General features: G+C 56.6%; 13 protein-coding genes. All 13 read left to right on the forward strand.

What is annotated here, in order from left to right:
* The first annotated feature begins 17 nt into the window (after positions 1-17).
* The 13 genes from MKJ04_RS12630 to MKJ04_RS12690 all read left to right on the forward strand — a co-directional run bounded on the left by MKJ04_RS12630 (position 18) and on the right by MKJ04_RS12690 (position 23,876).
* Complete coding sequence (locus MKJ04_RS12630; protein ID WP_241642007.1) at positions 18-1,559, forward strand: RagB/SusD family nutrient uptake outer membrane protein; 1,542 nt, start codon at positions 18-20, stop codon at positions 1,557-1,559.
* Between the two features lie 245 nt (positions 1,560-1,804).
* Complete coding sequence (locus tag MKJ04_RS12635) at positions 1,805-2,743, forward strand: dihydrodipicolinate synthase family protein (protein WP_241642008.1); 939 nt, start codon at positions 1,805-1,807, stop codon at positions 2,741-2,743.
* Between the two features lie 9 nt (positions 2,744-2,752).
* Positions 2,753-5,440: a sodium:solute symporter family transporter gene (locus tag MKJ04_RS12640; protein ID WP_241642009.1), complete on the forward strand. Its 2,688-nt coding sequence runs from the start codon at positions 2,753-2,755 to the stop codon at positions 5,438-5,440.
* A gap of 138 nt (positions 5,441-5,578) precedes the next feature.
* Positions 5,579-7,147, forward strand: a complete 1,569-nt coding sequence (locus MKJ04_RS12645) for a sialidase family protein (protein ID WP_241642010.1) — start codon at positions 5,579-5,581, stop codon at positions 7,145-7,147.
* 7 nt (positions 7,148-7,154) lie between these two features.
* The gene (locus tag MKJ04_RS12650) at positions 7,155-9,263 is read left to right on the forward strand and encodes a GDSL-type esterase/lipase family protein (RefSeq protein WP_241642011.1); all 2,109 of its coding nucleotides are present in this window, start codon (positions 7,155-7,157) and stop codon (positions 9,261-9,263) included.
* Between the two features lie 17 nt (positions 9,264-9,280).
* Positions 9,281-10,468: an AGE family epimerase/isomerase gene (locus MKJ04_RS12655; protein WP_241642012.1), complete on the forward strand. Its 1,188-nt coding sequence runs from the start codon at positions 9,281-9,283 to the stop codon at positions 10,466-10,468.
* A gap of 47 nt (positions 10,469-10,515) precedes the next feature.
* The gene (locus MKJ04_RS12660; RefSeq protein ID WP_241642013.1) at positions 10,516-11,682 is read left to right on the forward strand and encodes a sialidase family protein; all 1,167 of its coding nucleotides are present in this window, start codon (positions 10,516-10,518) and stop codon (positions 11,680-11,682) included.
* A gap of 40 nt (positions 11,683-11,722) precedes the next feature.
* A complete protein-coding gene (locus MKJ04_RS12665) occupies positions 11,723-14,335 on the forward strand; it encodes a family 20 glycosylhydrolase (RefSeq protein ID WP_241642014.1) in 2,613 nt (870 codons plus the stop codon).
* Positions 14,336-14,577: 242 nt separating this feature from the next.
* Positions 14,578-16,278, forward strand: coding sequence for a DUF4091 domain-containing protein (locus MKJ04_RS12670; RefSeq protein ID WP_241642015.1), 1,701 nt, complete (start codon positions 14,578-14,580; stop codon positions 16,276-16,278).
* Positions 16,279-16,378: 100 nt separating this feature from the next.
* Entirely contained in the window at positions 16,379-16,972 is a 594-nt protein-coding gene (locus MKJ04_RS12675; protein WP_241642016.1) for an alpha-galactosidase, read from the forward strand.
* 71 nt (positions 16,973-17,043) lie between these two features.
* The gene (locus MKJ04_RS12680; protein ID WP_241642017.1) at positions 17,044-20,172 is read left to right on the forward strand and encodes a glycoside hydrolase family 2 TIM barrel-domain containing protein; all 3,129 of its coding nucleotides are present in this window, start codon (positions 17,044-17,046) and stop codon (positions 20,170-20,172) included.
* A 441-nt stretch (positions 20,173-20,613) separates the two neighbouring features.
* Positions 20,614-21,876, forward strand: coding sequence for a glycoside hydrolase family 27 protein (locus tag MKJ04_RS12685; protein ID WP_241642018.1), 1,263 nt, complete (start codon positions 20,614-20,616; stop codon positions 21,874-21,876).
* 59 nt (positions 21,877-21,935) lie between these two features.
* Positions 21,936-23,876, forward strand: coding sequence for a peptide-N-glycosidase F-related protein (locus tag MKJ04_RS12690; RefSeq protein WP_241642019.1), 1,941 nt, complete (start codon positions 21,936-21,938; stop codon positions 23,874-23,876).
* Positions 23,877-24,271 lie beyond the last annotated feature (395 nt).

Below are 24,271 nucleotides of genomic sequence, written 5' to 3' on the forward strand. Positions count from 1 at the left end.
TAACTCAAAAAACAGATATGAAACGATACCTGTCAACTATAAAATACGCACTGGGGCTCACGCTTGCGCTCGGCACAACAGGCTGTAGCGACCAGCTGGATGAGGTGCAGCCGCAGACCTCCCTTAACCGGGACCTGATCCTTTCGGACCCGAACGCGGCCATGACGCTCTACTATGGCGTGTACGGCTCCTTCCGCTCCTACCACGGCACCTTGTTCTCGCTGGGTGAGATGCGCTCCGAAATTTGGGCTGATGGTCTGTTCACGGAGTCGGAGGACGGCGGCTTCCGGAACTACTACACGCACAACCTCAGTGCCAATAACGTGCCCGCCGGCAACTGGGCAGGGTTCTACAGCCTGCTGGACAAGATCAACACGGCCATTAAACTGTTTCCGCAGACCCCGGTGCCCGAAGACCAGCGCAACAGGGTGCTGGCCGAGTTGCACGGTATGCGCGCCTATGTATACTATACCATGCTGAAGACCTGGGGCGGCGTGCCCCTAACCACGGAGCCCGTGACGGAGGTGGGCAGCCTGCCCGACCTTTACCGCGAGCGGGCCACCCCTGCGGCTGTGATGGCACAGGTGAAAGCGGATGTTGAGCAGTCGCTGGCCTTGTTCAACGGCGATAATACCTTGAGCGCCAGCTTTACGGGCACCTCCAAGCATATTTATTGGAGCCGCACGGCCACGCTTACGCTCAAGGGTGATGCAAACATCTGGTCGGGCACGCACATGGGCGGTGGGGCAGCCGATTTTGCATCGGCGCAGCAGGCCCTGGAGGAGGTAACCACTATCGGTGGGCTGGGGCTGGCGGCGAACTACGCCGACATCTTCAACTCAACAAAGGAGGTCAGCAACCCTGAGATCATTTTTGCCATCAGTTACGAGAAGGACGAGGCGACGACGGGCGTGTACTCAAGCTTCCGGGTAAACACCACCCAGGCCAGCACGCTGTTGCTGGACCCGTTCACAGACCCGAAGCCCGTGTCGGATGTATACCCCTACGTGTCGGGCGCGAGCCGGGTGGGTTTGTCGGCGGCCATGATCGAGAAGCTGCGTGACCCCGAGGACGAGCGCATCGCGGCGTCTTACGAGATCATGTACCGCAACGCGCCGCCAACGTTCCCGATAGCCGGTGTGCTGCTCACCAAGTTTGTGGGCCGACAGGATGCCGGGGCGCAGCTGTACGACGTGGACTTTCCGATTTACCGCTTCGCTGATGTGCTGCTGCTCCTGGCCGAGGCCAAGACAAAGCAGGGCCTGGATCCTTCCACAGAAATCAACCTGATACGGGAACGAGCTTATGGCAGCGATTTCATACCTTACCAGAACGGCAGCCAGCAGGAAAACATGCGCGCCATACTGGAGGAGGACTTGCGCGAGTTTATTGGTGAGGGCAAGCGCTGGTGGTCGCTCCGAAGAGCAGGCGATGCGTGGGTCTTCGCGTACGTGGACCCGGTATACCTGGCACCTGGGCAGGAGTATAAGTTCCTGCTGCCGATTACGGTAGGCATGCTCAACGCTGACCCGAAACTGGAACAGACGCCCGGATACTAATCCGCCAGACACTAAAACACTACATGAATACCTCTTCTGTTTTGCTGAAAGGGCCCAGCTTTGTGCCTCGGTCATGGCTGGTGCCCCTTCAGCACAATAGAAAAGCCAGCGCCTGGTCAGGAGAGTTGCTTCACACCGCATTAGCGCGCAGGCGTTTTAGGCTTACTGATGCAGGGTGTGGATTTTGTAGACGCAGCGTATAATTCTGACACCTGCATGTCATCTCGAACATTATAGATACTTCAATGAAAATAGAACACTTACACGGGCTTATCGCCGCTCCTTTCACGCCCATGCACCCCGACGGCAGTCTGCACCTGGAGCTGGTTCCGGCCTATTACAGCCTGCTGAAAACAAACGGAAATACAGGGGCGTTTATCTGCGGCTCTACAGGCGAGGGCGTCTCGCTGACAATGGAGGAGAAAAAAAGCGTGGCCAGCGCCTGGGCAGACGCAACAATGGGCGATCCCGACTTTAAGGTGATTACGCTGGTGGGCGGCACCTGCCTGCAGGATGCCATAGCGCTTGCGCAGCATGCCCAACGTATAAACCTGTACGCGGTTTCATTCACGGGGCCATCCTATTTTAAGCCTGCCAGCGTGCAGCTGCTTGCCCAGTGCTGCAAGGCCGTGGCGGACGCCGTGCCGCAGATGCCCTTTTACTACTATCACATCCCTGTCCTCACGGGGGTGGGCTTCGCCATGATAGACCTGTTGCAGGAGGTGGGGGATATCCCTAACTTCGTTGGTATCAAGTATACCCATGAGGACTTCATGGACTTCCTCTCTTGCCTTCGCTTCGGCAACGGCACCTATGACATGCTGTGGGGCCGCGACGAGAACCTGCTGTCGGCACTGGTGCTGGGCGCGAAGGGGGGAGTAGGCAGCACCTATAACTATGCCGCGCCGCTTTACACAGGGCTGATTGGCGCTTTTAACGAAGGGGACCTGGAGAAGGCCCAGCGCCTGCAGCAACAGTCTATCGACATGATTCGCCTCCTGGGCAAGTATGGCGGCATCGCCACGGGCAAAGCCTACATGAGGCTGATTGGCCTCGACTGCGGGGAGTTCCGCCTGCCGGTTCGCAACATGAGCACGGCGCAGTTCCAGTCTTTTACGAAGGATGTTGCGGCGCTTGGATTTGATGACTTCTGTTCCCGTACCCCAGCGTTGGAACATGCCTAACACAGCCTGATGAAAAATACCCTGACCATACTTCTGATTCTCTGCGCCATTACCCTTGGAAAGGCCCAGCACGACAAACCCAACAGCATCGCGTGGTCAGTTGCCGCCACCTTGCCTGGCGCGTCTGGCCAGGCAGTGCAGCCGGGGCTGGCTGGCCCGCTGGGTGGCGTGCACAACAGCGCGCTGCTGGTGGCCGGAGGGGCCAACTTCCCGGAGGGGAAACCCTGGGAAGGGGGCAAAAAGAAGTTTGGGCAGGATGTTTTTGTGCTGCTGCGGGATGAGAGCGGCAAGTATACCTGGCACGACAAAACCTTTCGGCTGCCGCAGCCGCTGGCTTACAGTGCCAATGTGAGCATGGCACAGGGCGTTATCAGTATAGGCGGCGAAAACGCGCAGGGCCTACAGCACACCGTGCAGCGCCTGCAGTGGGACCCTGCATCAAAACAAGTAGCCATAGAAGCGCTGCCCCCGTTGCCCTTGCCGCTCGCCAATGCCGCTGCCGCAGTGATCGATAACCAGGTGTTCGTGGTTGGCGGCGAGACGACAGGCCGCGTCTCCAGCGGGTTCTATCGCCTGGACCTCTCAAACCAAGCGGGGGGCTGGGTTAGACTGCCGGACGTGCCAACCGCGCTGTCGCACGCGGTGGCGCTCGTGCAGTCTAACGGCGAGTATCCGGCTTTATACCTGATTGGCGGCCGGGCGAGGACTGCCTCGGGGGTGAGTGCGCTGTATGGGGCCACCTTTCGATACGACCCGAAGAAGAATACATGGACACAGCTTAGCAACATCTCCGACGGCAAGGGGCACGAGACGCCGCTTTCAGCGGCAACCGGAGCGGTAGCCGGAGCCAACTATATCCTGATTTTCGGGGGAGACAAAGGCGATGTTTTCACGCAGATAGAGCAGCACAACGCAGCCATTGCCCGCACCACCGACGAAGCCGAAAAGCAAAAACTGGAGGCGGAGCGGCTGCGGCTACAGACCCGGCACGCAGGCTTCAGCAAGGACATCTACCTCTACAACACCATTACCGACGCCTGGACCAAAACCGGCACCCTGCCTTACGCGCCCGTTACCACCTTTGCCACGCGCTGGGGCGATGATATCTTAATTCCTTCCGGAGAAATAAAGCCGGGGGTGCGCACGCCCGAGGTGCTGAAGGGCAGCCTCACGCCCCAGCATTACTTTGCCTGGCTCGATTACGTGGTGGTGGTCCTATACCTGCTGCTGATGGTGGGCATTGGCATGTGGACCTCCCGGCACCAGGACACGACCGACGATTACTTTCGGGGCGGGCAGCGCATACCGGGTTGGGCGGCTGGCTTGAGTATATACGGTACGCAGCTGAGCGCCATCACTTTCATGGCAATCCCTGCAAAGACCTACGCCACCAACTGGAGCTACTTTCTGCTGCAGCTAACAATCCTCCTGGTGCTGCCCATCATCACAAACTACTTCATCCCCTTTTACCGCAGGCTGCAGATTACCTCTGCCTACGAGTACCTGGAGATGCGCTTTAATTATGTTGCCCGGGCCATGGCTTCGCTTTTGTACATTATGCTGCAGTTGGGAAGGCTGGCTATTGTGCTGCTGCTGCCGAGCCTGGCGCTAACGTTGGTGACAGGTATAAACGTGAACCTGTGCATCGTGTTGATGGGGGCTATCACGATTTTCTATACCATGAAAGGGGGTATAGAGGCCGTGATCTGGACTGATGTGGCCCAGGTGGTGATCCTGATGGGCGGCGCGCTGGTATGCCTCATCATGATCCCGCTTCAGTTGGAGGGAGATGCGTCTGCGATCTGGCGAACGATCCAGCAGAACGATAAGCTGGATATCATCAATGCCTCATTCAACTTCAGCGAGCCTACCCTGTGGGTGGTGATATTGGGGGGCGTGGCTATCAACGTGATCTCTTACGGGGCCGACCAGTCGGTGGTGCAGCGCTTTATCACCACAAAAGACGAGGCTACCGCCAAGAAGAGCATGCGCCTGGGAGCCTGGATGGTGCTGCCGTCAGCCATCATTTTCTTCTCTATCGGCACGCTGCTGTACCTCTTCTTCAAAGAGCACCCCGAGAAGGTGAACTACCAGTTGCAGAGCCAGGACTCTATTTTCCCGTGGTATATTGTCACGGAGCTGCCCCCCGGCATCACCGGTCTCCTGATCGCGGCAATATTTGCCGCGGCCATGTCTACGCTCAGCAGCAGCCTGAACTCTGTTACGACTGCGTTGATCACTGATTTCTACAGGAAGTTCTCTCCGAACCAGCTTGACAGGAATTACCTGCGCACCGCCAAGCTCCTGACGCTGGCTATCGGGGTGGTGGGCACGGTGCTGGCGCTGGTGCTGGCACAGTCGGGGGTGTCCTCCTTGTGGGATCAGTTTAATCTGATATTAGGCTTGTTCACCGGAGGCCTAGGTGGCTTGTTTGTGTTGGGCATCTTCACGGAAAGGGCAAATGCCAGGGGAGCGATTGGCGGGCTTTTGCTAAGCGGATTGGTGCAGTTCTACATTAGCCAGTATACGTCCGTCAGCTTCCTGCTTTACGCTTTCACGGGGCTCATGTCCTGCGTGGTGTTTGGGTATTTGTTGAGCCTGCTGTTTGGCGGGCAGGAGCGGCAAAACGAGGGGTTGACGGTGTATGGAGGCCAGTCGCCGCAACGCCAAAGTAAGATAGGGGAGAAAGTGTCTTGAGTAGCAACAAAGTAATTGAAACCGAAAGGGAAAGAGGCGTAAGCGCAGCCTGGCCAGGTATAAAAAGAAGTAGAAAACAGCCTGCATGCCTCAGAAACGCACCTATAAAATAATCAGCAGTACCAAGTATAAAGCATCATGACGAAAGTTAAGATTATTCTGTGTTGCCTGTCTCTGGCGCTGGCCTGCAGCGCTGGCTGCTCCCGAAAGGTAAGCACCGCAGCGCCCACAGATGGTATCCGTGTAAGCAGCACGGCACCGGCCATGCCGATACTGAAAGGGGTAGAGACGAACCCGCTGCTGCGCGTGACGGTATACGTGCCGGCAAAGCATGGGCAGGTAAGCGTGCAAAGCATAAAAGCCCGCCTCAACGCCACCGCCCTGCACGATGTGGAGAAGCTGGAGGTGTACTTTACCGGCGCGGAGCCCCTGTTTAAAAAAGAAAAACTGGTCCACACGCTCAGGCCTGCTTCGGAGGAGCTGGAGGTGCCGTTGAACATGCACCTGAATCCTGGGAAGCATTACTTCTGGATTAGCGCCACGCTGAAGGAGGCGGCCAACCTCGACCATAAGGTAGCGCTGCACGTTACCCAGCTGGCCACGGCCTCCGGCAAGGTATACCCGGTGGCGGAAGACGGCTCGGCGTATGCCAAGCGCATCGGTATTGCCCTGCGCAGGGTCGGCGACGACGGGGCGCATACCTACCGCATCCCCGGCATCGCCACCACCGACAAGGGTACGCTGATCGCCGTCTACGACATCCGCTACGACAACTCCGCCGACCTGCCCGGCAACATTGATGTGGGCATGAGCCGTAGCACCGACGGTGGCCAAACCTGGGAGCCGATGCGCATTATCATGGACATGGGCCCGCCGCATGAGAACAATGGCGTAGGCGACCCCGCTGTGCTCTTCGACCCTGTCACCAAAAAGCTTTGGGTGGCAGCACTCTGGAGCAAGGGCAACCGCTCCATCGCCGGCTCCAGGCCCGGCCTCTCGCCCGACGAGACAGGGCAGTTTGTGCTGGTGAGCAGCTCCGACGACGGCAAGACCTGGTCGGAGCCTTCCAGCATTACCAGGCAGATCAAGGACCCGGAATGGCGCATTTACTTCAACGGGCCCGGCAACGGCATCGCCATGCAGAACGGCACGCTGGTTTTCCCCTCGCAGTATTGGGATGAGAACGGCATGCCGCACTCCTCCGTCATCTACAGCAAGGACCATGGCGCCAGTTGGGAGAGCGGCACCGGGGCCAAGGCGAACACGACCGAGAGCCAGGTGGTGGAAACCACCCCCGGCACCCTGATGCTGAACATGCGCGACAACCGTGGGCGCTTCCGCTCTGTGGCCACCACCACCGACCTGGGCCAGACCTGGGTAGAGCATCATACCTCCTATAGCGCGCTGCCCGACCCGGTGTGCATGGGCAGCTTCATTAAAGCCAATGTGGGCACAAAAGGCGGGGAGCGGGAGGTGCTGTTCTTCAGCAACCCGGCCACCTTCTCCGGCCGCTACAACATCACCCTGAAAGCCAGCACAGACCTGGGCGAGACATGGCAGCCTGCCAACCAACTGCTGGTGGATGAGCGGGGTGCCTTTGGGTATTCTGCCCTGACCAGGATAGACGACAAAACGCTCGGGATGCTGTATGAGGGTGTGCGCGAGCTGTACTTTGTGCGCATACCGGTGCAGGAGGTGATCCATTAACGAACCCATGCCGCCCGTTTTTGCCGCTATGATGCGCTTTATACTTCTTCTCTGCCTCGCCCTACCCGCTGTGTTTCCGGCTATGGGCCAAAGCGCGTCCAGGGGTAAGGTGGCCTGCATCGGCAACTCGGTTACGTATGGGTATGGCATCGAAAACCGGGAGGAGTACGCATACCCCGCGCAGTTGCAAGCGCTACTCGGGCCGGGGTATGAAGTGGCCAATTTCGGGCAGAGCGGTGCCACGCTGCTGCGTGAGGGGCACCGCCCTTATGCCAGCACGCAGCAGTATAAAGAGGCGCTGGCCTACAGGCCGGACATTGCCGTCATCCATCTGGGGCTGAACGACACCGACCCCCGCAACTGGCCAAACTACCGCGATGCGTTTGCTGCCGACTATGGCCATCTGATCGACACCCTGCGGGCCGTAAACCCCCAGGTGCGCATTCTCATTTGCCGGCTCACGCCCATTTTCTCAGGTCACCCGCGCTTTGCCTCGGGTACCCGCGAGTGGTTCTGGCAGATACAGGCACTCATCCCCTTTATTGCCGAAGGCAGGAGGGTGGAGCTGATTGACCTGCACACGCCGCTGTACCATCGCCCTGATCTGTTCCCGGATGAGCTGCATCCGACCAAAGAGGGTGCGGCTATACTCGCTGCCACGGTCTATACGTCCATTACCGGCAAGTATGGCGGCCTGCAACTGGCCCCGGTGTATGCTGACCACATGGTGCTGCAGCAAAAAGTGCCCCTGCCGGTTTATGGCATAGCCGACGCCGGGCAGGAGGTAACCGTAAGCTTCGGAAGCGAGCGGGGAACGGCCACCGCCGGTGCCAACGGGAAATGGGCAGTCATGCTTCCGGCCCTGAAGGCGGGAGGGCCTTTTCGGATGGAGGTTTCCACGCAGGACACAAGCATCAGCATCAGCGATGTGCTGGTGGGGGAGGTATGGCTGTGTGCGGGGCAGTCGAATATGGCGTTCCCGTTGCGGCAGGCCGTGCACACAGGGCCGGAGTTAGTGGCGGCGCAGCAGGCCTCCACGATCCGTCTGCTGCAGATGAAGCCCATGGCCGAGACAGCGGACATCGCCTGGGATTCCGCCACGCTGCAAAAGGTTAACCAGCTGCAGTATTTTTCCGGCACCTGGCAGCGCGGCGACTCCGCTACAGCGAAAGATTTCTCGGCCGTGGCCTATTATTTCGGGAAAAGGCTGCAGGAGCGGCTTGGCGTGCCCGTGGGGCTGATACAGGTGGCTGTCGGCGGATCCGGCACCGAGTCGTGGATAGACCGCTATACCCTTGAGCGCCATCCGCAGCTGGTGGGTATGCTGCACGGCTGGCGAGACTCCGATTTCCTGATGCCCTGGGTGCGCGAGCGGGCCTCCAGAAACCTCGGCAACGCCACCCTGCCGAAACAGCGCCACCCGTACCAACCCGCGTACAGCTTTGAGGCAGGCGTCGCGCCTTTGACGGGCTTTCCCATCAAAGGCGTGATCTGGTACCAGGGCGAAAGCAACACCCACAACAGCGAACTACACGAAACGCTGTTTAAAACGCTGGTGCAAAGCTGGAGAGAGCAGTGGGGGTATGCGTTTCCGTTTTACTACGTGCAACTGTCTGGCATAAACCGCCCCAGCTGGCCGTATTTCCGGGATAGTCAGCGCCAATTGCTCCAGCAGATACCCAACGCTGGCATGGCGGTCTCAACTGACCTTGGCGACTCACTGGACGTGCACCCGAGGCAAAAAAGGCAGGTGGGCGAACGGCTGGCAGGCTGGGCGCTGGCCCGCACCTATGGCAGGCAAGTCCCCTATAGTGGCCCTCTGTTTCAGAGAGCACGCATAAAGGGCAACCGGGCCGTCTGCAGCTTCGCGCACAGTAAGGGCATGCGGGCAAGCGATGGGCAGGCCCTGCGCGGGTTTGAGGTGGCGGGAAGCGATTTGGTTTTCAGCAAGGCGAAGGCCGTAGTCAGCGGCAGCAAAGTGAGGGTATGGTCGGGGAGGGTGCCCGAGCCGAAGTATGTGCGCTATGCCTGGCAGCCCTATACCACCGCCAATTTAGTCAACAAGGCAAACTTGCCTGCCGCTACCTTTAGCAGCTTTACCATCACAGAACGATAAGATAACCCCTTTCATACATGGGAACGAACCATACCGAAATGCTAACCCACTACAGAGATTTTTACAAAAAGCAGCTGCTCCAGGACACGGTGCCTTTTTGGTTTCCGCGCGCCATAGATGAAGAACACGGCGGCTACCTGTTGATGCGCGACGCGGACGGCAGCCTGCTCGACGACGACAAGGCCGTCTGGATACAGGCACGCGCCGCCTGGTTGCTGGCAACCCTGTACAACACGGTGGAACAAAAGCCCGAATGGCTCGCGGGGGCCAAAAAAGGCATCGACTTCCTGCGCCAGCATTGCTTCGATGAGGACGGGCGCATGTTCTTCCACATGACGCGCGAGGGCAAGCCCATCCGCAAGCGCCGCTATTTCTTCTCCGAGACGTTCGCCGTCATCGCCTTTGCCGCCTACGCCAAAGCCAGCGGCGACGCGGAGATTGCAGAGGAGGCGCGGAGGCTTTTTGGCAAGTGCCTGGAGTATGCCACCACGCCCGGCCTGCTGGAGCCCAAGTTTACCGGTGTGCGTCCGGCCAAGGGCATCGGTGTGCCCATGATCATGATCAACACGGCCCAGCAGCTGCGCGACACCATCGGCGACGGGCGGTGCGACGCCTGGATTGCCAAGTGGATTGCGGAGATAGAACGCGATTTTGTGAAGGACGACATCCGCTGCGTGATGGAGCAGGTGGCGCCCGACGGCAGCCTCATCGACCACTTCGACGGCCGCACCCTGAACCCCGGCCATGCCATTGAAGGTGCCTGGTTTATACTCCATGAGGCAAAATACCGGAACAATGACCCCCACCTGATAGACCTCGGCTGCCGCATACTCGACTACATGTGGGAGCGGGGCTGGGATAAGGAGCATGGCGGTATCTTATACTTCCGGGATGTGCATGGCAAGCCGGTGCAGGAATATTGGCACGACATGAAGTTCTGGTGGCCGCAAAATGAGGCCATTATCGCCACGTTGCTGGCCTATCTGATGACGGGCAAGCAAAAGTATGCCGACTGGCACCGGCAGGTGCATGACTACGCCTACAGCCACTTCCACGACAAGGAGCACGGCGAGTGGTTCGGCTACCTGCACCGCGACGGCCGCCAGTCGTCTACCATAAAGGGGAACCTGTTTAAAGGGCCTTTCCACCTGCCGCGCCAGGAGTGGTATTGCTGGCAGGCGCTGGCCACTTTCGAAGACAGGTAAAACTAAGTTTGTCAACTATTTTCAAGAGATAACTCACTTTAACACCCATGCTGCATCTACTGCTTATAATTTCTGTTTTTCTAACCGCACTTCAGGCCGTGGCGCAGCCAACCGACGTGCCTGTTTTCACCTCAGGCGAGGAGGGCCACAAGTCTTACCGCATACCCGCTATAATAAGCCTTCCAAACGGCGATTTGCTGGCCTTTGCAGAAGGAAGGGTGCATGGCGCGGCCGATTTCGGAGACGTGAACATTGTCTTAAAGCATAGCTCGGACAAAGGCACAACATGGTCGAGGCTGCAAACAGTGATAGATTACGACAGCTTGCAGGCAGGCAACGCCGCCCCGGTAGTAGACCTGACAGACCCGCTATACCCAAAAGGGAGAATTTTCCTGTTCTATAACACCGGCAATGCGCATGAGCATGAAGTGCGCAGCGGCAAGGGGCTTCGAGAAGTATGGTACGTCACCTCTACCGACAATGGGCAGACCTGGTCCGCCCCTGTGAACATTACCGCTCAGGTGCATCGCCCGAAGATGCCTTCTGCCCACCCAGCCTATAATTTTGAGGAAGACTGGCGCTCCTATGCGAACACGCCCGGCCATGCGATACAGTTTGCTGAGGGCCAGTACAAAGGCCGCATTTTTGTGGCTGCCAACCACTCTGCGGGGCCGCCCAGGCACAACTTTGAGGACTATGCCGCCCATGGCTTTTATACCGATACCCACGGCAAAACCTTTAAACTGAGTGAAGCCGTGCCAGAGCCAGGGAGCAATGAGGCCACGGCAGCTGAGCTAAGTAAGGGCAGATTGCTCTTAAACAGCCGCAACCAACAGGGGGATGTGCGTGCGCGCATTGTGAGTGTCAGCAACGACGGTGGCGCTACCTGGGACTCAACTTACTTCGACAAGCAACTGCCAGACCCTGTGAACCAGGGAAGTATACTGCGGGTAGGGAAGAAGAACGGGCAAGCGATTCTTGCTTTCAGTAACGCTGCCGATACCCAGCACCGAGACAACTTGACGCTGCGCATCAGCTTTGACGAGGGCAGAACCTGGCCTCGGAAATTTGTTATCGCCAAAAGCCCGAATGGAGAAAAAGACTATGCCGCTTACTCAGATTTGGTGAAAACCGGAAAAAAGGAGATTGGCGTGCTGTACGAGAAAAACGGCTATGCGCAAATTGTTTTCACCACCCTGAACTGGAAAAAGTAATCCGCCCATGCGCAGGCTTCCATTAGGCCGACTCTTTATCATGAGAAAATTATTGTTTCTGTTCCTCTTGCCTTTTCTGTGCGGTGCATCCCGGGCGCAGGTAAAACCCGTGCAACTGGCCGACAGTCTTTTTTCGACTTACTACCACCAGCGCACCACGCACTTCCGCAACCTGCCGCACACCCCCGGCGACATTATTTTTATCGGCAACAGCATCAGCGACGGCGGGGAGTGGAGTGAGCTTTTTGCAGACCTGCGTGTGAAGAACCGCGGCATCAGCGGAGACACCTCGCCCGGCGTCGTGAACCGCATTGGGGAAGTGGCAGCGCGCAAGCCAGCGAAGGTGTTTCTGATGATCGGCACCAACGACCTGGCGCGCGGCATCTCACCTGATAGCCTCCTGCAGAACATCTTCTGGCTGTCTGACTACCTGAAAGTGAAGAACCCTGCAACCCAATTGTTTGTGCAGAGCATCCTGCCGGTGAACGACAGCTTTGGCAAGTTCAGTGGCCATACCCGCAACGGGCAGGTGATCCGGGAGGTGAATGCGGCGCTGCAAACTGCGGCTCCAAAGCATGGCTATACCTATCTCGACCTGCACACGCCATTCTCTGATGCCTCCGGGAAACTCAACGCCAGGTACACCAACGACGGCCTGCACCTGAACGGCGACGGTTATACGTACTGGAAGCACTTGGTCTACGACGACGTGTATGACTTGCAAGAGAAGCCTTCTATTATCCCCGAGCCCCAGCAGCTGCAGTGGACGGAAGCGGCTTTCCCGCTTTACAGGAGCAAAACCATTGTGGTGCAGGACCCGGCGCTGCGAAAAGAGGCGGAGCGGCTGAGAGGGATGCTTACGGCCAAAGGGTTGGAAGTGCGAATAAAAGACAAAGCCGCGCCCGGTGAGCCGCACATTGTCCTGACGCTGGAGAAAACAGAGGCACCTCGCCTGCAGGCAGAGGCTTATACGTTGTCAGTGAATAGCGATAAGGTACAGATCAAAGCCAACACGGCGCACGGCATCTTCAACGGCCTGCAGACCCTCGGCCAGCTGATGCGCGATGGGACGTTTATACCTGGCTGCGCGGTGCGCGACTGGCCGGCCTTTGGCTGGAGGGGCTACATGGTGGACGTGGGGCGCAATTACCAGTCGATGGAGATGCTGAAGGAGCAGATCGACGTGATGGCCAGGTATAAACTCAATATCTTCCATTTACACCTGACCGAGGACGTCGCCTGGCGGCTGGAGGTGCCGCGCTATCCGCAGCTGACAGCCCCGGAGCACATGACGCGCAACAAAGGCGCCTACTACACAGTGGCCGAAATGCAGGAGCTGATCCAGTACTGCAAAGACCGCTACATCACCCTCGTGCCTGAGATTGACATGCCGGGACATAGCGCCGCCTTTACACGGGCCATGGGCGCGGGCATGCAGAGCGAAGAAGGGCTGGCATACCTGAAAAACATACTCAACGACTTCTGCGATACCTATGATGTGCCTTATGTGCATATCGGGGGCGATGAAGTGAAAATTAAGAATGAAGATTTTCTGCCTCAGGTAACGGCTTGGCTGCACGGGCGGGGTAAGAAAACCATCGGCTGGGACCCTGGAGGCAACCTGGACAAAGCCACCGTTCGCCAATTGTGGATGAAGGACGGCGCTGACAACCCTGATCATACATACATCGAGTCGCGCCACCTGTACCTCAACCACATGGACCCTTTGGAGGCGGTCACCACGATCTTTAGCCGGCAGTATGGCGACCGTGAGGCAGCAGACAGCACCGTTATGGGCGCCACGCTTTGCCTTTGGCACGACCGAAACGTGCTCCGGCAGGAGGATGTGCTTTTGATGAACCCCGTTTACCCCGGCATACTGGCTTTTGCGGAGCGCAGCTGGCAAGGTGGGGGCTATGCGGGGTGGATTACCAATATTCCGGCAGACCAGCCAGAGCGGGTACAGGAATTCCGAGAGTTCGAGAACCGACTTTTGGATCAACAGCAAGCATACTTTCAGAACATGCCTTTCCCATACGCTGCGCAGGCCGATAGGAGTTGGAAGTTATTCGGGCCTTACAAGAATAAAGGGGACCTGACGGCCTCTTTTGCCCCGGAGAGAAAGTCTTTCAAAGGGAAGAAACCTGCGGCAGAGGCAGTTGGCGGCACGGTGGTGCTGCGGCACTTCTGGCATCCGCTGGTGGCAGGCGTGCTGGAGAAACCGGAGGAGAACACCACCTGGTACGCCACTTCCCGGTTCTGGAGCGATGCCGATACAATAGGCTACTTCTGGGTTGGTTTTCAGAACCTGTCCAGGTCATATAATTCTGATTCGCCCGCCGCAGGCACCTGGGACAACAGAGGGAGCGCCGTTTTCCTGAACGGACAGTTGGTATCGCCGCCGAGGTGGAAACGCCCCGGGCAAAAGGGTAATGCTGAAATACCGCTACTGGATGAAGGGTATGAGTTCCGGGCGCCTGTGGATGCCCCGGTAAAGAAAGGCTGGAACACGGTGCTGGTGAAACTACCGGTCGGAAGCTTTAAGGGCAAGGACTGGCAGAATCCCCTGAAGTGGATGTTTACTTTTGTTCCCCTGGGAAGTGAAGCGGGCGCTCAAAATCAACCAATGGAAATGGAAAAGCCGGTTAATTAATGGTATAAACTGCAGGCTTGACTGATGTACGCGCTAGGGACCGAATACGGGTAGTGAAGTATATTCCCGCTTCCGGATTGCTTCGCCCTGTTACCCGCTCTTTGAGTGCATTAATGTTTTGCGTTTACGATAACATTGCCTATTTTGGGCCTTTTTAAAGGATGATGCAGCATAACCTTGACCGGAGAACGGCTCCAGCGGCACTGCGCGAACATAGGCAATCAGCCTGTTTTTATGATCAGATGAAACTACCTTTATACTTTCTGTTGCTGCTACCCCTCGTGCTGGCAGGGAATAACCTCTCGGCAGCCCCGAAAAATGATAGCTGGCAAAGCCTGAAAAAGCCTGTGAACGTTAGCTTTGCCAGCAGTGATGTGCGCTATGCCCAGGGCCAGGTACCGGAGGTAGTGCTGCAAAACAGTTGGCAAACCACTGCCTGGAGAGGGGAGAAAGTGCACACGCAGTTTCTGATCTGGACGAGTCGGGAAATCCCCCAACTGCGGGTCAGCCTCTCCGATCTGAAAGGGAGTAAAGGCAACCGCATCGCGTCTACGAACATACAGGCTGGCTTTGTGCGCTATGTTATAACCGACGAGTTCGGCCAGGGCTGCGGCCACCGCAAACCTGCCGACTTCGACTCCTCGATGGTAGCTGACCCTATCGACACGGCTACTGTAACCGCGGTGACAGCAAACACTGTGCAGCCCGTTTGGCTGCGTGTAGAAGTGCCCCGCCAAACACCTGCCGGGAAGTATAAAGGCGTGGTTACGGTTCATGCCACGAAGCCCTATACGCTGCAGGTAACTGTAACAGTGCAGGAACGAGAACTTCCGGCTCCTGATAAGTGGGCCTTTGACCTGGACCTATGGCAGCACCCGGCTGCCGTGGCCCGTGTGCATGCTGTGCCACGCTGGAGTCAGGAGCACTATGCCGCCATGCGGCCATACTATACCATGCTGGCCGCCGCCGGGCAAAAAACGATTACCGCCAGCATTATAGACGAGCCCTGGAACCATCAAACTTACGACGATTTCCCGGGCCTGGTCAACTGGATTAAGCGCAAGGATGGCACCTGGGCCTACGATTACAGTCGCTTCGATGAGTATGTTTCTTTTGTCATGTCCTGCGGGATTAAAGCGCGCATCAACTGCTATACCATGGTGCCCTGGAAAATGTCCTTCTCATACCTCGACGAAAGCACCGGGAAGACCACAGCGTTTGCAGGAAAAGCCGGCACACCCGAGTACAACATCTTCTGGGGTGCTTTTCTCCGGGATTTTGCGCGGCATCTAAAGGAAAAGGGCTGGTTCGGCATCACCTCCATCGCCATGGATGAGCGCCCTTTGGCCGACATGCAGGCCGTGATCAGCCTCCTGAAAGAAACAGAACCAGACTGGAGAATAGCCCTTGCCGGCGTATACCACCCGGAGATCGAGCAGGATATTTTCGACTACAGCATCGCCTCCAAATGGAAGTTCGGGGAAGAGGTGCTTGAGCGCCGGAAGGCCAGTGGCAAGCCCAGCACGTTTTATACCAGTTGCGAGGAGGCCCATCCGAACGGCTTCACGTTTTCGCCCCCGGCAGAGCATACCTGGATCGGGTGGTATGCGGCAGCACAGGGTTTTACGGGGTATCTGCGCTGGGCATACAACAGCTGGGTAGAAAACCCCTTGCAAGACAGCAGGTTCCGCACCTGGCCCGCCGGCGACACCTACCAGGTATACCCCGGGCCGCTCACTTCCATCCGCTTCGAAAAGCTAGTAGTGGGCATTCAGGATTACGAGAAGATTCGGCTGCTGCGCGAGGAGTTTACCCGCACCGGCAACCGCACCAAACTGCAGGAACTCGATCGCATACTTACTGCCTTCGAGGTGAAGGAGCTGGACAAAACACCGGCAGCCACCACGGTCGGGAAGGCAAAAGCACAGCTGAATAAACTGTAGGTGAGGCAGCCTCATGCGAGGCATCATATTTTTAAGTACACCGAATCAGAAAGCCCATCATGAAAAAGCTTTTTATACTTGTTGCCTGCTGTTTATACCTGTGCACCGCCTTCGGGCAGCAAAAGGCTCTGTTGGCTCCCGCGCCCCAATGGGCTGGATGACCTGGAATTTCTTTGCAGACAATATTCATGAGCAGGATATCCGAGAGATGGCTGACGCGATGGTGGCCTCGGGCATGGTGGAGGCTGGTTACGACTACCTTTTCATCGACGATGAATGGCAAAGCGGCCGCGATGCCCGCAACAACATCATCGCTGACCCCAAGAAGTTTCCTTCGGGCATGAAGGCACTGGCCGACTATGTGCACAGCAAAGGCATCAAACTAGGTATTCCTGCTCAACAAGGAAGTTATCGCCGTGAACCAGGACCCGCTGGCAGGCAAGCCGAGCGCAAAGTGCATGATGGTGCCTGGGACGTGCTGGTGAAGCCGCTGCAAAACGGAGATGTGGCCGTGGCCATACTTAACCGGGGTGATCAGGCTAAGAATTATAGTATAAACTGGCGCAAACTGGACCTGGACGGCAGGTACGAGGTACGCGACCTGTGGAAGCACAACACGGCAGGCAAAGGCAAGCGGTGGAAGGGCCGCGTGCAGGCCCATGAGACAAAGCTGTTCCGCCTCAAGAAAATCTAAAAGTATATACCATACCGGTTATGCAGCAAGCTAGCAAACCCTTACACAAGTACCGAACTACTACCTTAACCATGAATAAGCTTTTACTACTTACCTGCCTGCTGGCAGTGTGTTTTTTACCGGCGCTTGCCCAGAAACCTTACCTGGACCCCGTATTTGAAAACCCGGCGATACAGGAAGAAAACCGCCTGCAAATGCGGGCTTCCTATTTCCCTTTCGAAGATGCCGCCAAAGCCGCCGCTGGCGACAAAGCCAAATCCTCCCGCTTTCTATCCCTGAACGGGATGTGGAAGTTTAACTGGGTGGAAGATTACAAGCAACTGCCGAAAAGCTTCTACGAAACCGGCTTTAATGATAAGAGCTGGAAAGAGTTTCCGGTGCCCGCCAACTGGGAGTTTAACGGGTATGGCGTGCCGATTTACGTGAACCCGTTCTACGAGTTTAACATGACGAACCCACAACCGCCAGACATTCCGGATACCATCGACCAGCCGGCTGGTGCCTATCGTCGCGTGATAAGCCTTCCGGCTAACTGGAATAACCAACGCGTGTTTATACATCTGGGGGCCGTGAAATCAGCTTTCAGATTATATGTAAACGGAAAATACGTTGGTTTGGGCAAAGACAGCAAGCTGGAGTCTGAGTTCGACATTACCTCTTATGTGCAGCCCGGACAAAACCTGATTGCCCTGGAGGTGCGCCGCTGGAGCGACGGCAGCTACCTGGAGGCGCAGGATATGTGGCGCGTGTCAGGTATCAGCAGAGATACCTACCTCTATACCCGCCCCAACGTGCACCTGTATGACTATGTCGCCAATGCCTCCCTCACCAACGGCTATCGCGATGGCATACTAAACCTGCACGTTGCCGCCTGGAACAACACCGACGAAAACCAGGAAAAGTATGCCATAGGCGTCGCCCTGTTCGATGCCGAGGGCAGGAAAGTATGGAGCGCACAGCAGAACACCTGGGGCCTGAAGATGAAGCAGGGCAAGACGGAGCTTCGCTTCAACGGCACCGTTGCGAACGCCAAAACCTGGAGCGCCGAGACGCCAAACCTATACCGCCTGGAGATCACCTTGTCCGACGCATACGGGAAGACCAAGGAAGTAATCAGCCGCAAAATGGGCTTCCGAACCGTAGAGATTAAAAACACGCAGCTGCTGGTAAACGGAAAGCCCGTGATGATTAAAGGCGTAAACCGCCACGAGACGCACCCGGAAACAGGGCAGGTAGTGAGCCGCGAGGCCATGCTGGAGGAAGTAAAGTTGATGAAGCAGCTGAACGTGAACGCTGTGCGCACCAGCCACTACCCCAACGATCCCTACTTTTATGAGCTGTGCGATGCGTACGGCCTTTATGTGATGGATGAGGCCAACGTGGAATCGCATGGCATGCACTATGACCCGGGCCGCACGCTGGCTAACCAGCCGGAGTGGGAGCTGGCGCACCTGACGCGCATCGGCCGTATGATCCTCCGCGACCGCAACCACCCGAGCATTTTCTCCTGGAGCCTGGGCAACGAGGCGGGCAACGGCTGGAACTTCTACCGTGGCTACGAGCTGGCCAAGGCGTTGGACCCCTCCATACCGGTGCACTACGAGCTGGCCTCCGGCGATTGGAACACAGACATCTACTCTAAAATGTACCGCACGCCTGAAGAGGTGATTGCCTATGCCCAGAGCAACCCTACCCAGCCATACCTGCTTTGCGAGTATGCGCATGCCATGGGCAATAGCATCGGGAATTTTAAAGAGTACTGGGATATTTTTGAAACGTACCCGGTGCTACAGGGCGGCTTTATCTGGGATTGGGTAGACCAGGGCGTATACCGCATGAAGGATGGCAAAAAGATACTGGGCTACGGCGGCGACTGGGGAGATAAGGATACCCCAACCGACAACAACTTCCTCATCAACGGCGTGATAGCATCCGACCGTACGCTGCACCCGCATTCGTATGAGGTACGCAAGGTATACCAGAACATCGCCTTCACACTGGACAAAAAAGACCTGGGCGTGCGCAGCAAGTTCTTCTTCCGCACCCTCGATAACTTTAAGCTGCAGTGGACGCTGCTGCGCGACGGCAAGGAAGTGAAGTCCGGAACGATTAACGAACTGGCCGTGCAACCGGGGCAATCGGCCCGCATTGCGTTGCCAGACGAGGCGATTAAAACAGACACGACCAGCGAATATTACCTGCAGGTAAGCGCCGTGCTGAAAAGCGACGAAGGTGTGCTGAAAGCCGGAACGGAGCTGGCCTTTGAAGAGTTTGCGTTGAGCAAAGCCGTGCAGCCTGTTTATGCCACGGGTAACGACAAAATAAACGTTACAGACGGCGCATCCACTATCGAGCTGGGTAACAAAACCTTCAGCCTGACAGTGGACAAGAAAACCGGCAACATCACCGCTTACAAAGCTCACGGCAAAACAGTGTTTGAGAATGGCCCGCGCCTTAACTTCTGGCGCCCCGGAACCGATAACGACTTCGGCGCCAACTTGCAAAAGCGACTCAAAGCACTCAAGGATGCTGATGAAAAAGCCGTCGTAAAAAGTGTCAATGTGGAGACGCTGCCCAGTGGGCAGGTGCAGGTAAACGTCGAGAAAGAGGTACTGGACGGAGCCCTGAAGTATGAGCAAACGATACTTGCCGATGGCCAAGGTGCCCTGACCGTGAAAAACGACGTGGAGCCGCTAAAAGACCTGAAGATGCTGACCTTTAAGGTAGGCAACTACATGACCTTGCCAACAGATTTCAAAAACATAGAGTGGTATGGCCGCGGCCCCTGGGAAAGTTACTGGGACAGAAAAACGGCTGCCCTGGTAGGCCAGTACAAAGGCAGTATTGCCGAGCAGTACCACCCCTATGCGCGCCCGCAGGAAAGCGGCAACAAATCGGATGTGCGTTGGGCTAAGATCAGTCGCAAGAACGGCTCAGGCATTATCATTCAGTACATCGACACGCTGTTGAACGTAAGCGCGCTGCCGTATTCCCCGGATCAGCTGTTCCCAGGTTTTGACAAGCACCAGACCCACTCCGGCTCACTGGAACCGGATGACCAGGTACACCTGCATGTGGACCTTCAGCAGCTGGGCGTTGGCGGGAACAACAGCTGGGGCTTACTGCCGATGGAGAAGTATAAACTATACCTCGACAAGAAATACCATTACGAGTACCGCATTGTGCCTGTGAAAAAATAAAGCATGCTTCCGCCCTGGATATTTTTTACGTCAGGGCGGAGGTATGATTGGCTTAGGCAGGAGGTATGGAGCCATGCGCTAAAAACAGTGCACCTCTTCTCCGGTCAGCGGAAGCTAAAGTTCAGGCAGCAGGCCGAAGGCACCTTCAGCTATCTGGAGGGTGTGCCGCTTGTAAAATCGATACCATCATTAAACTGCAGGTGCAGTACTGCTGCCACCTCTTCAAGCGTTCTGGCCCTTAGAGCATGTTTAAATTTCGTTTTTGGAAGCGAGAATTGTTCAGGAAGGGTTCTGGCGAAGCGTTTTTTGAGCCGCATAGCAGCGCTATGGGGCGATAAAAAGGTGAAGTCAGGTTCCTTTATGAACAATTTGCAGCCCAAAAGATGAATTTTAAACATGCTCTTAAAACCAATGCCGGGCCGTCATCAAATTAGACACATCATGCTCCGAAAGATCAGTATGTTTTTGACGCTTGCAACCTTGTTTGCCTGCCAAAGCCACCAAAGCAGCATATCCGGTATCGCTCCAACGGCCACCGCCAGATCAAAAACAGGTATAGCCCGTCCGCAGACACCTATCATGGGGTGGTCAAGCTGGAATAATTTTCATGTCGATATCAACGAGGACATCATCCGGGCGCAGGCCGATTTTATGGTATCGTCGGGGATGCAGGAGGCAGGTTATACTTACGTGAATATGGATGACGGCTTTTTTGGCGGCCGCGATAACACAGGAAACTTAATTGCCCACCCTGAGAGGTTCCCAAGTGGCATGAAGGCCCTGAGCGACTATATCCATTCCAAAGGGCTGAAGGCCGGGATATACTCTGATGCCGGCATCAATACCTGTGCCTCATACTGGGACAAAGACACTGTGGGCGTAGGCATGGGCTTGTACGGGCACGATGCACGGGACCTGCGGCTGATGCTGCAGGAATGGAATTACGATTTTATAAAAGTGGACTGGTGTGGTGGCGATTGGCTGGGGCTGGACGAGCAAAGCCGGTATACCCAGATTGGCCACCTGATCCGGCAAATACGCCCGGACGCGGTATACAACGTCTGCCGCTGGGAGTTTCCGGGCGAGTGGGTGGTGCCGCTGGCCGACTCCTGGCGCATCTCCGGCGATATCGCAAACAACTTTGCCTCCGTGATGCACATTGTAGACCTGAACGCCGACTTGTGGAGGCACGCCACCCCGGGCCATGTAAACGACATGGACATGCTGCAGGTGGGGAGGGGTATGAGCTACGAAGAGGACAAAACGCACTTCTCGATGTGGTGCATGCTAAGCTCCCCGCTCCTGACCGGCAATGACCTGCGCAGCATGACACCGGAGACCATCCGTATCCTGACAAACAGGGAACTGATCGCCATTAACCAGGACAGGCTGGTATACCAGGCCCGCCGACTGGTCGACGAAGACGAGCAGGAGGTATGGGCCAAGCCGCTTCAGTCCACGATGAGTGGCGAGGTAGCCGTCGCCCTGCTCAACAGGTCAGATCAGGAAGCCGTTATCACTTTTCAGCCCGACTCCGTGGGGCTGGTTGCCGCTAAAGGGTATCGCATGCGCGCTTTGTGGGAGAATAAGGACTACGCGGTTTCGACAAAGAAAGAAGCCAGCTTTGACGTTCCGGCGCACGGGATAGTCGTGCTCCGGGTAACGGGCACAGCCAAGCCGTTCAATGTGTTTCAGTATAAATAAGCGCAGCTATACTAGAGAGCAACTATGCCGCGCGCAATATCCCATACCTACTTATACCCATGACGAAGAAAGCCTGTCACAGCCGTATCATCACTTCTTGCCTTTTGGCTATGCTTACCCTCTCAACCGTGTTCGCCCACGCCTCGGACACCCTGCGCGTCGTGACGCACAACCGCGTGACGGTGGTGACAGACCCGAGCAAGGGTGAGAACACCTACAGGGCCTGGGGCGTGTTCCCAACTGCCAGGCAGGGCATCCGAGGTATAAAACTGAAGGTGCACCTGGGCTGCCCCGATAACATGCGTTGCGCCGACTGGGACTACAAAGACCACATTACTATCCGCCGCACCGGGGGCGTGAGGGGCGAGTCGCAGGACATTGAGGTTGGCCGCATGTTGACGCCCTACGGCGGGGCCTTCGGCAAGGACTGGAAGTTTGACTGGGAGGTGGACATCACCGACTTCAGCCTGCTGCTGCGCGACAGTGTGGAAATAGAATACAAGCACACCGGCTGGGAGCCTAACGAGGACCGAGGCTGGACCGTGACGCTCGCCTTCGAGGTGGTGAAGGGTACGCCAGCCTGGGAGCCGATCTCAATCCGGAAAGTATACGACGGGGCTTATCGGTACGGCGACCCCGCCAATCCGATAGAGAACGAACTAAAACCCGTGCCCTTTACGGCGGATAAAAAGGCGGCCTTTGCCCGTATGCGCGTGGTGCAGACCGGCCACGGTATGGATAAACCGGATAACTGCGCCGAGTTCTGCAGCAAGTACCGGGAAGTATACTTCGACCAGAAGCTTATAGACAGGAGGGACATCTGGAAGAAGTGCGGCGAGAACCCGCTATACCCACAGGCGGGCACCTGGGTATACGACCGCGCCAACTGGTGCCCCGGCGACCTGATGCAGCCCGATGTATATGACCTGGCCGTGCAGCCCGGCAGTAGCCACACAGTAGACATCAACATGGAAAACTATGCCTCCACAGAGCCCAGCGCCGACGAGTACATCACGGCTTACCTGATTCAGTACCGGAAGCCCTCCGCCAGGCATGATGTGGCCATCACCGACATTATCCGCCCTACCTTGAAAGATGCGCACCGACGCCAGAACCCGGCCAACGCACAGCCGCACATCGTGGTGCGGAACATGGGGGCATCGCCACTCACCAAACTGGATATCCGCTACGGCACCAAAGGCTTCGCGCAGCAAAAGTATACCTGGAGCGGGAGCATCGCCCCTGCCGCCACTACCCTCATCGCCCTGCCGGGCGTGATCGACAACAACGTGGGGCAGAATGTTTTTGAAATTGAGTTGCTGCAGCCAAATGGCAAAAAAGACAGGTATACGGCTGATAATAAAATGACCAGCTCGTTTACCGGTGTGCCTCGGCATGGCGAGACCATGATCGTGTACCTGATGACAAATAACCAGCCGACGCAAAACAGCTATGTGCTTACAAACAGCGATGGCAAAGTAATTAGCGAGCGTATCGCCGGAAGTTTGGAGGCAAACACCCTGTACCGCGATACCGTGCAGCTAACCAAAGGGAAGTATGAGTTTATGCTCCTGGACTCAGCCGGGAACGGGCTGGAGTTTTGGGCCAACCCGCGCGGCGGCAGAGGGAAAGTCCGCTTGCTGAACAAGGACGGTGCGATGTTGCAGGATTTTGAGTCTGACTTTGGCTCCTCGGTTCGCTATGCCTTTGAAATAGGCGCACCTGTGGCCCCCGTCACCGACCATACCTCTTTCGGCCTGTACCCCACCCGCACCAACGATACCACCACCTTCGATTACTACGCAAACTTCCCGCACGACGTGCTGGTGCAGATTGTAACAGACCCCGGAGATGAAGTGGTGCTGGAGAAGCGGTATCAGCAGATAAAAGAAGGCGTATTCACCTATGACCTGAGCCAGCATCCGAAGGGCCGTTTCTACCTGAAAGTATACATAGACGGGGAAGAGAAATTTAAAAAGCGCATCCGTCTAAAAGAGTAAACTACTGCTTTGCCAAATTAAAAATTAGAAATGAGGTATGAGAGCCGTTTCTAGTCATATAAAAAACATCCGCTAATTCTGGTAATTCAATAAGTCTGGTACTGCTTTCCTGACCAATGCCTTCAGTGCCGTTGTTTGTAGCCTAAACTAGAGCAAGCAGCGGCACTGTTGTGTTACAGCGGTATGCCATTTGGCTTACCGTGTCACGGTGGCCCCTTGTTAAAAAGGGAGCTGGTTTCCGTTGGTGCAAAACTGACCCCGTGGGTTTGTCTCCCCATACTGGGGTATGCGCATGGCTTCCCATACCCCATGCCCTTGTGATCGATTGGGTATGTTTTACAGGTGCAACGAATTCCCTGATTCGCCTTATGCAGTACGGCTGCATGTGAGAGGCA

This window comes from Pontibacter sp. E15-1 (assembly GCF_022601975.1).
In the GTDB taxonomy this organism is placed as follows: Bacteria; Bacteroidota; Bacteroidia; order Cytophagales; family Hymenobacteraceae; genus Pontibacter.

Coding starts and splice junctions, on each gene's coding strand:
- MKJ04_RS12630 (WP_241642007.1), top strand. CDS start 18: ATGAAACGATACCTGTCAACTATAAAATACGCACTGGGGCTCACGCTT.
- MKJ04_RS12660 (WP_241642013.1), top strand. CDS start 10,516: ATGCTGCATCTACTGCTTATAATTTCTGTTTTTCTAACCGCACTTCAG.
- MKJ04_RS12680 (WP_241642017.1), top strand. CDS start 17,044: ATGAATAAGCTTTTACTACTTACCTGCCTGCTGGCAGTGTGTTTTTTA.
- MKJ04_RS12665 (WP_241642014.1), top strand. CDS start 11,723: ATGAGAAAATTATTGTTTCTGTTCCTCTTGCCTTTTCTGTGCGGTGCA.
- MKJ04_RS12650 (WP_241642011.1), top strand. CDS start 7,155: ATGCCGCCCGTTTTTGCCGCTATGATGCGCTTTATACTTCTTCTCTGC.
- MKJ04_RS12645 (WP_241642010.1), top strand. CDS start 5,579: ATGACGAAAGTTAAGATTATTCTGTGTTGCCTGTCTCTGGCGCTGGCC.
- MKJ04_RS12670 (WP_241642015.1), top strand. CDS start 14,578: ATGAAACTACCTTTATACTTTCTGTTGCTGCTACCCCTCGTGCTGGCA.
- MKJ04_RS12655 (WP_241642012.1), top strand. CDS start 9,281: ATGGGAACGAACCATACCGAAATGCTAACCCACTACAGAGATTTTTAC.
- MKJ04_RS12690 (WP_241642019.1), top strand. CDS start 21,936: ATGACGAAGAAAGCCTGTCACAGCCGTATCATCACTTCTTGCCTTTTG.
- MKJ04_RS12685 (WP_241642018.1), top strand. CDS start 20,614: ATGCTCCGAAAGATCAGTATGTTTTTGACGCTTGCAACCTTGTTTGCC.
- MKJ04_RS12635 (WP_241642008.1), top strand. CDS start 1,805: ATGAAAATAGAACACTTACACGGGCTTATCGCCGCTCCTTTCACGCCC.
- MKJ04_RS12640 (WP_241642009.1), top strand. CDS start 2,753: ATGAAAAATACCCTGACCATACTTCTGATTCTCTGCGCCATTACCCTT.